Consider the following 12,361-nt stretch of genomic DNA (forward strand, 5'->3'; position numbering starts at 1 on the left):
CAAGGGGAGTCAATGCGACAGGTCGCCAGGAAAGGCCTTCTCACGGCCATGGCCACCGGCAGCGTGCTGGCCTCGACCGCGGGCTACGCCCACGCGGCCGCCGATGCGCACGGCGTGGCGGCCAACTCGCCCGGCGTGGGCTCCGGGAACGCGGTGCAGGTGCCCGTGGAGCTCCCCGTGAACGCCTGCGGCAACACGATCAACGTGATCGGCCTGCTCAACCCGGCGTACGGCAACGACTGCTCCAACGTCAGCCACACCGGCCGCAGCGCGGGCAGCACCGGCAGCACCGGGAGCGGCAGCCAGACCGGCACCGGCGACCGGTCCGGCTCGGGCACCGCGGGCTCCGGCACCGCGGGCTCCGGTGCCGGCGGGACGAGCAGCAACTCGCCCGGCGTCGCCTCCGGCAACAACGTCCAGGTGCCGATCAGCGCGCCGGTCGACGCCTGCGGCAACTCGGTCAACGTGGTGGGCCTCGGCAATCCGGCGTACGGCAACAACTGCGCGAACGTGTCCACCGCGCACCAGCCGCCCGTCACCCCGCCGCCCGTCACCCCGCCGCCGGTCACCCCGCCCGGCCACGACTGCGACTGCCCGCCCGAGCAGACCGGCGGCGAGCACAGCACGCCGCCCGGCCCCCCGGGAACCGACCGCACCGGCGGCCCCGGCGGCGACCGGCCCGCCACCCCGGCGCCGGTCGCCCCCGTGGTCCAGGCCCGGGCCGCCGCCCCCGTCGCGGAGCAGGCCCTGGCCTCCACCGGTGTCTCCGGCCTGGAGGTCATCGCCCCGGCCGGCCTCGCGCTGCTGCTCGGCGGCGGCGTGCTCTACCGCCGCTCGCGCTCGCTGGCCCGCCGCTGACGGCGCCCGCCCGCCCCTGACGCCCGCGCCCGGGCGCCCCGCCACGGCTCAGGCCGGCGGCGGGGCGCCCGGGCGCGGGTGCGCTTCCTACCAGCTGGAACGGACCTGCCGGATGATCCGCCGCTTCAGCCGCACCGTCCGGCTGCCGTCGGGGAACAGCCGGAGCCGGTCGAGCTCCCAATTCCCGTACTCGGCGTGCTCGGTGAGCAGTTGGCGCGCGGCGTTCCGGGTGGTGCCGCGGGGCAGGCGGAGCGACTGGTACTCGTACTCCGGAAGCCGGACCGTTTTGGTAGGGATCAAGGCGTCTCCTCCGCTGCTGTGCTGCCTGCAAGCCTACGGCGCGTCGCCGAAAGGTGGCCGGTCCGGGTCGGCCCGCCCGGGCGGACGGTCCGAGCCTCGTCCCGGCCGGAGCTGATCGTCAATCAGTTTTCCGGTACCGGAAGGGATACCCGCGCCGGGCCGCGCCGATGCGCCCCACGCACGCCCGGTGGGCGGTCCGGTCGGCGGCCCGGCGGGCGGGAAACCGCGCGCGGCGGCGGGCGCAGAACCGCCCGGAACGGACATCGGGGGTGAACTTGCCCGGTTTTCCCGGCTGTAGATGACAACCGCTGTGCGTGTCGTCGCCGGGTGGGGATAGCGTCTGCACCATGTCTGATGCCGCGCAGCTGACCATCACCGAGGTACGGGCCGCCGCAGAGGCGGTCAAGGCCGCCATCGACCGCCACCTGCAGGCCGTCTCCAGCTCCACCGAACCCGGCGATCCGGTCGTCGTCCACGCCTACGAGGAACTCGCGGCGGCAGCCATCGCCTACGACCAGATCCTGTACGAGGTCTACGACGAGGTCACCCCCTTCGAGATCCCCGGCGACGACGCCGGGTCCGGCTACCAGGGCCCCGAGCACCCCGAGGCGATCAGCGTGCTGATCCGCCGGGACTACCTGATCGCCGACCCGAAGCGGCTGCGCGCCCAGGCCGAACGGGTCGACGAGTCGCTCCCGCCGGGCGCGGGCGCCGAGGGCGAGGTGACGGCGGCGCTCGGCGTGCTGTTCGGCGAGTACGAGCCGGACGAGATCGCCGCCCGGGCCGAGGAGTTCGGCCTGGAGGAGGGCGACTCCACGCTCTGGGTGTCGGCCGCCGAACCCGCCGACCCCGGCGAGTGGCTGCCCGAACCGTTCGACGGCGCCGACCCGGAGCTGCTGATCTGCCGCTTCGACGTCAGCGAGGTCTACGACGACGAGCTCGACGAGCTCTGAGCAACCCCCGGCCCCCGCGCGCCAGGCCCCGGCCCCGTCCGGCCGCCCGGCGCGCGGGGGCCGTTCCCGTTCCCGTTCCCGTTCCCGGGCCCTTTCCCGCGCCCGCGCCCGTGCCCGGAAGATCGCCCGGCCTTCTTGATTCTTGCCCGAACGGACCGGATCTCGGCTAGCGTTCGGGCAGCGACGGAGACGCGTTCCGGGGCTCCGGTCCGGGGGGAGCGGAGTGCCGGCACCCGGCTACCGGTGCGGTCGTACGTCGCACGGGGGACTGCTGCCGGGCTGCGGCGGGGGAAGCGGACGAGCGGCTCAACGACGAGGCGCCCCGGGGGGATTGCGGCGGCTCTCCCTCCCACCTGACCCCGCCGAACGGTCGGCCCGGCGGCAGCGGGTACTGCACCGCCCTGCGGGCGCGGCGGCCGGGGCCTCGCCCCGCCACCGCGCCCGCAGCGCTTTCACCGCGCGTTCACTGCGCGGTCAGGACCGACCGCAGCCGGGTGGTGCGGTCCGGCGCGGGCCGCTCGGTGACCGCCTGGGCCAGCGCCGGGCCCGCCGCGTGCACCACCGACAGGTGCCGCTCCGCCCGGCCGAACGCCGAGTACACCCACTGCCTGGTCAGCTGCCCGGCCGCCTCCGGCGGCAGCACCACGACCACCGCGGGCCAGCGCCGCCCGACCGCCTGGTGCGCGGTCACCGCCCAGCCGTGCCGCAGCTTCCCGGCCTGCGCCGGGGACAGCGTGATCCGGCCGCCGTCGGCCAGTTCCACGTGCAGGCCGCTCGCGTCGCCGTCCAGCACCCGCCCGGGCAGGTTGACGCCCAGCGCGGGGGAGTGCACCACCCGGTCGCCCGGGTCGAAGCCGCCGAACCGGCCGGGGCCGGGGTTCAGCCGGGCCTTGGCCGCCGCGTTCAGCGCCCGGGTGCCGGCCGGGCCGCCGTGGCCCGGGGTCAGCAGCACCGTCTGCTCGGGCGGCACGGACAGCGCCCGCGGGATCGAGTCGGTCAGCAGTTGGACGGCCCGGTGCACCGCCTCCCCGCCGTCCTGCGCGGTGAGGATCACCACCTCCTTGTCCGGGGCGTCCACCGGCTGCAGCTCGCCGACGCCGACCCCGGACACCAGCTCGCCGATCGGCCCGAAGTCCGGCGTCCGGGACGCCACCGCGGGGCAGGCCCGGGCGGCCAGCAGGTCGGCGAAGAACCGGCCCGGACCGGCCGACCACAGGCCGCCCGGATCCCCGGACAGCACCAGCCGGGCGCCGTCCGCCATCGCCTCCAGCAGCGTCGCCGCGGTCTCCACGTCCAGCAGCGGGGCGTCCAGCACCACCAGCACGTCCAGTTCGAGGGTGCCGTCCAGCGCGCGCGGCACGTCCGCGCCGTACAGCAGCTCGTGCAGGGTGCCGATCCGCCCGGCGGCGGGGGAGCCGTCGGGCAGCAGCGCCGCCAGCGCGTCCCGCCCCTGGCCGGCCCAGACGGCCGCCCACACCCGCAGGCCCAGCCCGGCCGCCGCGTGCAGCAGCGCGGCCGGCTCGGCCCGGGCCGCCTCGCCGCCGGTGTGCAGCACCAGCCCGGACGCGGACACCGCCCGGACCAGCTCCTGCGCGGAGCGCGGCGCCGCCGCCGCGGCCTCCTCCCAGGCGTCCGGACCCGGGCCGTCCTCGACGGTGGACAGCAGCCGGACCAGGCCCTCGCCGAGGCTCTCCTCCGCCAGCGCCAGCCGCTCCAGCGCCAGCATGGTGCGGACCGGCGGCTCCTCGTCCTCGTCGTGGCTGCCGGGCGGCAGCGGCAGCTCCTCCTGGAACGGCATCACCCGCCCGTCCTCCAGCACCGCCTGCAGCGCGGCCTCCGGGTCCGGCACGCGCTGGGCGCGCAGCGCCCCGGCGACCTCGCCGAGCTCCTGCGCCGAGTGCCCGCGCAGCGCGGCCTGCTCCAGCAGCCAGGCCACCAGCGCCTGCGCGCGGCGCGGGTCGCCCGGCTGGGCGGCCGGGCCGAGCAGCGCCTTGGCGAAGCCGTCGGCGTGCTCGGGACGGACCCCGGGCAGCGCGAGCACCGCCCACGGGTCCTCCCGCAGCTGCTCGGCCGCACCCTCGCCGAACTCGGCGAGCGCCGGCCCGGCCAGCTCGGCGGGCGCACCGCCGGCCGCCAGCACCTCGCCGACGGCGGCCAGCGCGGCCCTGCGCTGCGCGTCGTCGAGCGGGACGTCGGGGCGCCCGGCGGGCGCGGCCGGCCGGCGGACGGGGCGCTCGGCGGGCGCGGACTCCCCGACCGGCGCGGGCGGTTCGGGCCGCTCGGCGGCGTCCTCGACCGGCCCAGGCCCGGGCCCCGGCTCCGATTCCGACTCGGGCCCGTCCGACGGCTCGTCGGGGGTCGCCAGGTCGATCTCGCGCGGGGGACGGGGCGGGGCGACGATGTCGTTCGCGTTGATCGCGCCGATCGCCTTGGCCAGCGCGGCCACCGCGGCGGCGCGCTGCTCGCCGCTGAGCGGCGCGTCGGCGGGCCGTCCGGCGCCGCCGTCCGGGGTGTCCGGGGCGCCCGTCGGCGCTGCCGGGCTCTCGGCCGGGCGTTCGGCGCGGCCCTCGGCCCGGCTCGCGGCCGGGCCCTCCTCGGGGGTGGTCATCGCGGAAAGGCTCCTTCGACGGGCGGGGCGGCTACAGCTCCGTCCAGCCCTGGTCCGGGTAGCGGTGCACCGGGGCCGACACGTCGTCCAGCGCAGCGCGGATCTCACCCGGAAGCGTAAGGGCCTCGACCGACAGTGAGGACTGCAGCTGGGTGGAGGTGCGGGCGCCCAGCAGGGTGGCCGACACGCCCGGGCGGTCGCGGACCCAGGCGAGCGCCACCTTCAGCGGGGTGGAGGCGAGCCCGTCGGCGGCGGTGGCCAGCGCGTCCACGATCCGCCGGGACGCCTCGCCCAGGTACGGCTGCACCGACCCGGCGGGGTGCGGGGCGGCGCCGCGCGACTCGGGCGGCACGCCGTGCCGGTACTTGCCGGTCAGCACGCCCCGGCCGAGCGGCGAGCAGGCCAGCAGGCCGACCCCGGCGTCCAGCGCCGCGGGCAGCGCCTCGCGCTCGATGCCGCGCTGCAGCAGCGAGTACTCGAGCTGGACGGAGGCCAGCGGGGTGCTGCCGGGCACCGCGTGCTGCCGGGCCGCGGACTTGGCCAGCTGCCAGCCGCTGTACTGGCAGACCCCGACGTACCGGGCCCGGCCGGAGGCGACCGCCAGGTCGAGCGCGTGCAGGGTCTCCTCGGTGGGGGTGACCGGGTCGTGCGCGTGCACCTGCCACAGGTCGACGTGGTCGGTGTTCAGGCGGCGCAGCGAGGCGTCCAGGGCGTCCAGCAGGTGGCCGCGGGAGGCGTCGGGGCGGCGCGAGCCGGGCCGCGCGCCCGCCTTGGTGGCGATCACCAGCTCGGAGCGCGGGACCAGGCCGTCGGTCAGCCGGGACAGCAGGTACTCGGCGCCGCCGTCCGCGTACACGTCGGCGGTGTCGACCAGGGTGCCGCCCGCGTCCACGAACGCCTTCAACTGCTCGGCGGCCTCGTGCTCGTCGGTGTCCCGGCCCCAGGTGAGGGTGCCCAGGCCGAGCCGGGAGACCCGCAGGCCGGTCCGGCCGAGCTGTCGCTGTTCCATCGCGCCCTCCGTCAAGCCCGCTGTGCCAATCGTGTCGGCGCAGGTCGGGGGCGGTGCCCCCACGTGGTGTGAGGGTAGCGGCGAAACCCCCCGGGGCCCGGGACGACCCGCTCGGCCGACGTGTCCGCGCGCCGCGCCGCCGTCCGCGCGCCGCCGTCCGCGCGCCGCGCCGCGCCGTTGCCCTCGTGCCGCGCCGCCGTCCGCGCCCCGGTGCGGCCCGACCGCCACTACCGGTCAGTAGCATGACGTCCGGCGGGGCGGCTACGCTCACCCGCACCACCCGACTGGAAGGCTTGGGCACATGCGACTCGGGATCAATCTCGGCTACTGGGGACTCGGCCTGGACGCCGACAACATCGCGGTCGCCCAGGAGGCCGACCGCCTCGGCTACTCCGTCTGCTGGGCCGCCGAGGCCTACGGCTCGGACGCCGCCACCGTCCTGTCCTACGTCGCCGCGAAGACCGAGCGGATCGACATCGGCTCGGCGATCTTCCAGATCCCGGCCCGCACCCCCACCATGACCGCGATGACCGCCGCCACCCTCGACACCCTCTCCGGCGGCCGCTTCCGGCTCGGCCTCGGCGTCTCCGGCCCGCAGGTCTCCGAGGGCTGGTACGGCGTCAAGTTCGACAAGCCGCTGGCCCGCACCCGCGAGTACGTGGAGATCATCCGCAAGGCGATGTCCCGCGAGCGCCTGGTGCACGAGGGCGCCAACTGGACCCTCCCGCTGCCCGGCGGCCCCGGCAAGCCGCTCAAGCTCACCGTCCACCCCGTCCGCGAGCACCTCCCGCTGTACATCGCCTCGATGGGCCCGAAGAACCTCGAACTCACCGGCGAGATCGCCGACGGCTGGCTCGGCCTGTTCTTCTCCCCCGAGCAGGCCGCGCTCTCCGTCGACGCCCTCGCCGCGGGCCGCGCCAAGGCCGGGCTCACCCTGGACGGATTCGACCTCTGCCCCACCGTCAACATCGTGGTCGGCGACGACGTCCGGGCCGCCGCCGACACCCTGCGCGACTACACCGCCCTCTACCTCGGCGGCATGGGCAGCAAGGAGAAGAACTTCTACAGCCGGCTCGCCCGCCGGATGGGCTTCGAGCAGGCCGCCGACGAGGTCCAGACCCACTACCTGGCCCGCGACAAGGCCGCCGCCGCGGCCGCCGTCCCGCACGACTTCATCGACGCCACCGCCCTGCTCGGCGACACCGCCCGGATCGCCGACCGCATGCAGGCGTACGCCGCCGCCGGCGTCACCACCCTCACCCTCGCCCCGTCCGGCTGGACCCTCGACGAGCGCATCACCGCCCTGCGCACCGGCGTCGACGCCCTGGAGCGCGCCGGCCTGGCCTGATCCGCACCCGCCGCCGGCCGGTCAGCCGTCGGCCGGTCGGTCGGCGGCCGGGGCGAGGGCGCGGGCGAGCTGGACGCGCGAGTGCAGGTCGAGTTTCCGGTAGACGCGGGTGAGGGTCGCCTCGACGGTCTTGACGCTGACGGTGAGGTCGGCGGCGATGTCGCGGTTGCTCGCGCCGGCCGCGGCGAGGCGGGCGCAGCGCTCCTCGGCCGAGGTGAGGCGGGGGAGCGCGCCCTCCTCCGGGGGGCCGGGCTCCAGCCGGTGCAGGGCGCGGGCGGCGGCGTCGGCCCAGGGGTGGGCCCGGTGGGCGGTGAAGAGGTCGGCGGCGCTGCGGGCCGCGGCGCGGGCGGCGGCCCGGCGGCGGCCGCGGCGTTCGGTGTGGCTGAGGGCCAGCAGGGTGCGGCCGCGTTCGAGGGGCAGGTGGCGGAGGCGGTCGGCCGTGCCGGTGAGGCGCCGGGCGGCGGCGTCGTAGTCGCCGCGGGCGGCCTCCAGGAGGGCCCGGGTGCGGGCCAGGGCGGGCAGCACCGAGGCCCGGCCGAGGCCGGTCGCGGTGCGGTGGGTGTCGGCCAGCAGGTCGTCGGCCTCGTCGAGGCGGCCGACGGCGACCAGGGCTTCGGCCAGGTCGGCGTGCCAGCGCAGCACGGAGGGGTCGCGGACCTGCTGCTGCCGTTCCAGGTCGCGGACCTCCGCCAGGGCTTCCAGGGCCTCCCTGGGCCGGCCGGTGGCGAGCAGCAGGTGTCCGAGGGCGTAGAGGTTGCGGGAGAGGAAGACCTTGTTGTCCTCGTGCCGGGCGGCGTCGATGCCGCGGCGGGCGTGCTCCAGGGCGGTGCCGGTGCTCCGGCCGGCGCCTTCGGCGAGGGCGGAGGTGTAGCAGGCGGGGGCGGGTGACAGGGCGGTGCGGTCGGTCAGGGCCTGGGCGCGGTGCGCGTGATCGAGGGCCCGGGCGCAGCGTCCGGCGCGCAGTTCGGCCTCGGCGAGGCTGCGCAGGACGTCGACGGTGGCTTCGGCGTCCGGGATCCGTTCGGCCTCGACGAGCAGCGGCAGCAGCAGGGCGCGGGCCCGGTCGGGGAGGTCGTCGAAGAGGGCGTGCCGGGCGGCGAGGTGCTGGGGCGCGCCGTTGACGGGGACGGCGGCGGTGCGCGGCAGGGACAGGGCGTGCCCGAGCGTGGCCTCGCTCCCGGGGTGGCCGAGGATCCGCTGGACGCGGGCCTGCATGGTCAGGGCCAGCGCGCCGGTGGCGCTGTCGCCGGCGGACAGGGCGAGGGCGGCGGCCTGTTCGGCCAGGACGCACGCCCGGTGGGGGTCGCCCTCGCTGACGTTGGCCCAGACGGCCTGGCGGATCAGCACCTGCGAGGTCAGGTCCGGGCGTCCGGCGGCGGCGTGGAGGGCGTCGGCGAACAGGTGGTCCGCGTCGTCCAGGTGCTGTCCGCTCGCGTCGATCAGGGCGATCAGGGTGTCGACGCGCCGGGCGGGGCCGGTGTCGTGCTCCAGGACGAAGCGGGCGGCGACCCGGCCGCGGGGGAGGTCCCCGTAGTGCGCGGCGTCGCGGGCGGCGGTCAGGGCCCGTTCGGTGAGCAGACCGGTGTCCTCGCGCGGGGTGCGCTGGGCGGCGAGCAGGGAGAGTTCGGCGGCCAGGGCGTGCTCGCCGCGCAGCCGGGCGCTCGCGGCGGCGCGGGCGGCGCGCCGGGCGGTGCGCGGGTCGATGGCGTCGGAGGCCAGCGCGGTGTGCCGGTCGCGGCGGAGGCCGTCGTGGCTGGCCTCGGCCAGGCGGGCGTGCAGGAGCCGGCGGGCGGTCTCCGGGAGCCGGGCGGTCAGCTCGGCGCCGATCGCGGAGGCGGTGAAGCGCACCTGCCCGTCGGGCCGGTCGGTGTCGAGGAGCCCGGCGGCCTCGGCCTCGGCGAGGAGGGCCCCGGCGGCCGGACCGGCGAGCCGGGCGAGCAGCGTGCGGTCGGGGCGGTCGTCGAGCGCGGCGAGCGTCAGCAGTTCCCGGACCTCCTCCGACACGGTGCCCAGCCACTCGCCCACCAGCCGGCGGGCCGCCGGGGGCAGCGCCGGGCCGTCCTCGGCGCCCCGGGCGGCCGACGGGGCGGCGGTGCGGTCGAGGTCCTCGGCCAGGGCCAGGACCAGGGCGGGGTTCCCGCCGCCGGCGGTGCGGATCCGGGCGACCTCGCGCAGGGCCGGCCGGTGCGGCGCGAGCAGCGCCGCGACCTGACGGTCCGTCAGGGCCGGTACCCGCACCGGGTGCGCGTCCTCGCCGATCCAGTGGCCGCCGGCCTCCGGCCGCCAGGTGCGCTCGGCGGCGATGACGGGCAGGTCCGGCGCCAGGCGCAGGGCCCAGCGCAGCACGGCCGCGCTGGCCGGGTCCAGCCACTGGGCGTTGTCCACCACCAGCGTCACGGGCGGCGCGTCCCGCAGCAGGGCGGCGGTCAGCCGGCGCAGCCGCAGCGAGGCCCCGGCGCCGTCCGGGTCGCCGGCGGCCCCGTCCAGACCCGCCGCCAGTTCCCGTGCGGCGGGCAGCGGTTGGGCGGCGAGGGCGAGTTCCAGCAGCCCGGCGTAGGGGACGCGGGCGTCCTGCGGGCCCGGGGCCAGCCGCAGCACGGGCAGGCCCAGCCGCCGCCCCAGGACGCCGGCGGCGGTGGTCTTGCCGATTCCGGGCGGCCCGAACAGCACCACCCGGCGGGTGCCGGGCACGTCGTCCGGCACCACCGGCACCACCGGCAGCACGTCGTCCGGCACCACCGGCAGCACGGCGCCGGCCGCCCCCTGAAGCTCGCTCACCCGCGTCGCAGAGTCTGGCACCGGGCCATGGTGCGCCCCCGGCGCCGCTGCGGTCCAGGTCAAGGGATTGCCCTGATGTGGGCGGCCCCCGGCCTTCCCTAGCCTCATCGCCACAGTCGAGCTGTCATCCGGCCGCCGGACGCCCCCCACCCCCCGACGACGTCCCGCGGCCCTCCCCCCTCAACCCCAGCTCGGCGGGAGGAATCCGATGTCCCGCAAGAACGCCCTCGCGGCCGCCGTGGCGGCTGCCCTCACCCTGGGCACCGTGACCGTGGTGGCCACCCAGTCCACCGCCGCCGCCAGCTCCACCGCCCGACCCGGCGCCGGGTTCCGGGCGATGAGCGCCGACGCGCGCGCCGAGGCGCTGCGCACCGCCGACCGGGAGGCCGCAGCCGTCGCCGCGTCGCTCGGCTTCGGCCCCGACGAGCGCCTGACGGCCAAGGACGTGCTGGTCGACACCGACGGCGCCCGGCACGTGCGCTACGACCGCAGCTACCGCGGCCTGCCCGTCATCGGCGGCGACCTGGTCGTCCACTACGACAGGAACGGCCGGGCCACCGGCTCCGACCAGGCCCACCAGGGCGCGATCAAGGTGGCGGGGGTGACGCCGAAGCTGAGCGCGGCCGACGCCTCGGCCGCGGCCGCCCGGCACGCCAAGCACGTCAGGAACGCCAGGAGCGGGGCCGCGGACGGCAGCACCCTGGTGGTGTACGCGGTCGGCAAGGTCCCCGTCCTCGCGTACCGCTCGACCGTCACCGGCGAGGGCGAGAGCGGCCCCGGCTCCCGGGAGGCGGTGATCGTCGACGCGGGCAGCGGCGCGCCGCTCGACCAGTACGAACTGCACCAGGGCGTCACCGGCACCGGCAACGGCGTCACCGCCGGCCAGGTCTCCATCGAGACCACCCAGTCCGGCAGCGGCTACACCCTCACCGACGCCTCGCACGGCGGCACGATCGTCTACGACTCGTACAACAGCCCGCAGTCCAACCCGAAGCAGAACGCCCGCACCTTCAGCAAGAGCACCAACTCCTGGGGCACCGGCTCCACTTCGAGCCGGGAGAGCGCCGCCGTCGACGCCTCCTACGGCCTCGCCAAGACCTGGGACTTCTACCAGAACACCTTCAACCGCTCCGGCATCCGCAACGACGGCCGCGGCGCACCCGCCTACGTGCACGTCGACAGCAGCCTGCTGAACGCGTTCTACGACGACTCCTGCTTCTGCATGTCCTTCGGCGACGGCTCCTCGCAGAACGGCAACACCCCCGTCACCGCGCTCGACGTGGCCGGACACGAGATGAGCCACGGCGTCACCGCCGCCACCGCGAACCTCAACTACTCCGGCGAGAGCGGCGGCCTCAACGAGGCCACCAGCGACATCTTCGGCACCATGGTCGAGTTCTACGCCAACAACAGCACCGACCCCGGCGACTACTACATCGGCGAGAAGCTCAACATGCCGGGCGGCTACCTGCGCCGGATGGACAACCCCGCCGTCGACGGCAACTCGCTGTCCTGCTACAGCTCCAACGCCGGGCAGGTCGACGTGCACTACTCCTCCGGCATCGCCAACCACTTCTTCTACCTGGCCGCCGAGGGCACCGGCGCCAAGACCATCGGCGGCCTCCCGCACAACGGCACCCCGTGCAACGGCGACACCTTCACCGGCATCGGCCGGGACAAGGCCGCGGCCGTCTGGTACCGGGCGCTGACCACCTACATGACCTCCACCACCACCTACTCCTCGGCCCGCACCGCGACCCTCCAGGCCGCCGCCGACCTGTACGGCGCCAACTCCCAGGAGCGGTACCTCGTCTCCAAGGCGTGGGCCGCCGTCAGCGTCGGCACCGCGCTGCCCGACCCGGGCACCGGCAGCCCCTCCCCGTCGCCCTCCACCTCCACCAGCCCCGCCCCGTCCCCGTCCCCGTCGTCCACCGGCAACCCGAACCCGGGCAACGCGCTGACCAACGGCAGCTTCGAGCAGGGCACCACCGGCTGGACCCAGAGCGACAGCGACATCACCAACTCCACCCTCCAGGCCGCTCACGGAGGCTCCTGGTACGCCTGGATGATGGGCTACGGCACCTCCGCCGTCGAGTCCCTGTCCCAGTCGAACATCGCGGTGCCCGCCACCGGCAGCCCCAAGCTCACCTTCTGGCTCAAGGTCAGCACCCAGGAGAGCGGCACCACCGCCTACGACACCCTCAAGGTCAACGTCAACGGCACCACGCTGGCCACCTACTCCAACGCCAACGCCTCGGCCGGGTACGTCCAGAAGACCGTCGACCTGTCCGCCTACAAGGGCCGGAGCGTGAAGCTGGAGTTCGCCGGCACCGAGGACGCCTACCTGGCGACCGTCTTCCTGATCGACGACGTCGCCGTCGGCTGACCGGTCCCGCACACTCCTGCGGCCGGACCCGTCCTGGGACGGCTCCGGCCGCAGGACTGCCGCGTTCGCGCGGGGTGGCAACGGAGGCGGCAGCCCGTGGCCGGACCCTCCTGGGGCAGGG

Annotated in this window: 8 protein-coding genes; 4 read left to right on the forward strand and 4 right to left on the reverse strand. The window is 76.5% G+C overall.

Features of this window, described 5'->3' with window-relative positions; genetic code table 11:
• Positions 1–48: 48 nt before the first annotated feature.
• Positions 49–858: a chaplin gene (locus IH44_RS0105785; RefSeq protein ID WP_051816583.1), complete on the forward strand. Its 810-nt coding sequence runs from the start codon at positions 49–51 to the stop codon at positions 856–858.
• A gap of 87 nt (positions 859–945) precedes the next feature.
• Here the strand turns inward: IH44_RS0105785 and IH44_RS0105790 are convergent, their stop codons facing one another.
• Positions 946–1,155, reverse strand: coding sequence for a DUF5703 family protein (locus tag IH44_RS0105790; RefSeq protein ID WP_035954087.1), 210 nt, complete (start codon positions 1,153–1,155; stop codon positions 946–948).
• Between the two features lie 350 nt (positions 1,156–1,505).
• Here IH44_RS0105790 and IH44_RS0105795 point away from each other — a divergent pair, with 350 nt between their 5' ends.
• The gene (locus tag IH44_RS0105795) at positions 1,506–2,111 is read left to right on the forward strand and encodes a hypothetical protein (RefSeq protein ID WP_030458311.1); all 606 of its coding nucleotides are present in this window, start codon (positions 1,506–1,508) and stop codon (positions 2,109–2,111) included.
• A gap of 463 nt (positions 2,112–2,574) precedes the next feature.
• Here IH44_RS0105795 and IH44_RS0105800 read toward each other — a convergent pair whose 3' ends face one another.
• A complete protein-coding gene (locus IH44_RS0105800; RefSeq protein WP_030458312.1) occupies positions 2,575–4,719 on the reverse strand; it encodes a helix-hairpin-helix domain-containing protein in 2,145 nt (714 codons plus the stop codon).
• Positions 4,720–4,750: 31 nt separating this feature from the next.
• Positions 4,751–5,728 (reverse strand): aldo/keto reductase, encoded by a 978-nt coding sequence (locus IH44_RS0105805; RefSeq protein ID WP_030458313.1) that lies wholly within the window; start codon positions 5,726–5,728, stop codon positions 4,751–4,753.
• Between the two features lie 301 nt (positions 5,729–6,029).
• Between IH44_RS0105805 and IH44_RS0105810 the strand changes: the two genes are divergently transcribed.
• Positions 6,030–7,076 (forward strand): LLM class F420-dependent oxidoreductase, encoded by a 1,047-nt coding sequence (locus tag IH44_RS0105810; RefSeq protein WP_030458314.1) that lies wholly within the window; start codon positions 6,030–6,032, stop codon positions 7,074–7,076.
• Positions 7,077–7,097: 21 nt separating this feature from the next.
• Here the strand turns inward: IH44_RS0105810 and IH44_RS49335 are convergent, their stop codons facing one another.
• Complete coding sequence (locus tag IH44_RS49335; RefSeq protein ID WP_051816584.1) at positions 7,098–9,854, reverse strand: LuxR family transcriptional regulator; 2,757 nt, start codon at positions 9,852–9,854, stop codon at positions 7,098–7,100.
• A 208-nt stretch (positions 9,855–10,062) separates the two neighbouring features.
• Between IH44_RS49335 and IH44_RS0105820 the strand changes: the two genes are divergently transcribed.
• Positions 10,063–12,240 carry a M4 family metallopeptidase gene (locus tag IH44_RS0105820; protein ID WP_030458316.1) on the forward strand — a complete coding sequence of 726 codons (2,178 nt, stop codon included), beginning with the start codon at positions 10,063–10,065 and terminating at the stop codon, positions 12,238–12,240.
• Positions 12,241–12,361: the final 121 nt, after the last annotated feature.

The sequence above is a fragment of the Kitasatospora sp. NRRL B-11411 genome, assembly GCF_000721345.1.
Classification (GTDB): domain Bacteria; phylum Actinomycetota; class Actinomycetes; order Streptomycetales; family Streptomycetaceae; genus Kitasatospora; species Kitasatospora cineracea.

Excerpts from the sequence above, each read along its gene's own strand:
- IH44_RS0105800 (WP_030458312.1), bottom strand. The coding sequence starts at position 4,719 with ATGACCACCCCCGAGGAGGGCCCGGCCGCGAGCCGGGCCGAGGGCCGC.
- IH44_RS0105805 (WP_030458313.1), bottom strand. The coding sequence starts at position 5,728 with ATGGAACAGCGACAGCTCGGCCGGACCGGCCTGCGGGTCTCCCGGCTC.
- IH44_RS0105820 (WP_030458316.1), top strand. The coding sequence starts at position 10,063 with ATGTCCCGCAAGAACGCCCTCGCGGCCGCCGTGGCGGCTGCCCTCACC.
- IH44_RS0105795 (WP_030458311.1), top strand. The coding sequence starts at position 1,506 with ATGTCTGATGCCGCGCAGCTGACCATCACCGAGGTACGGGCCGCCGCA.
- IH44_RS0105810 (WP_030458314.1), top strand. The coding sequence starts at position 6,030 with ATGCGACTCGGGATCAATCTCGGCTACTGGGGACTCGGCCTGGACGCC.
- IH44_RS0105785 (WP_051816583.1), top strand. The coding sequence starts at position 49 with ATGGCCACCGGCAGCGTGCTGGCCTCGACCGCGGGCTACGCCCACGCG.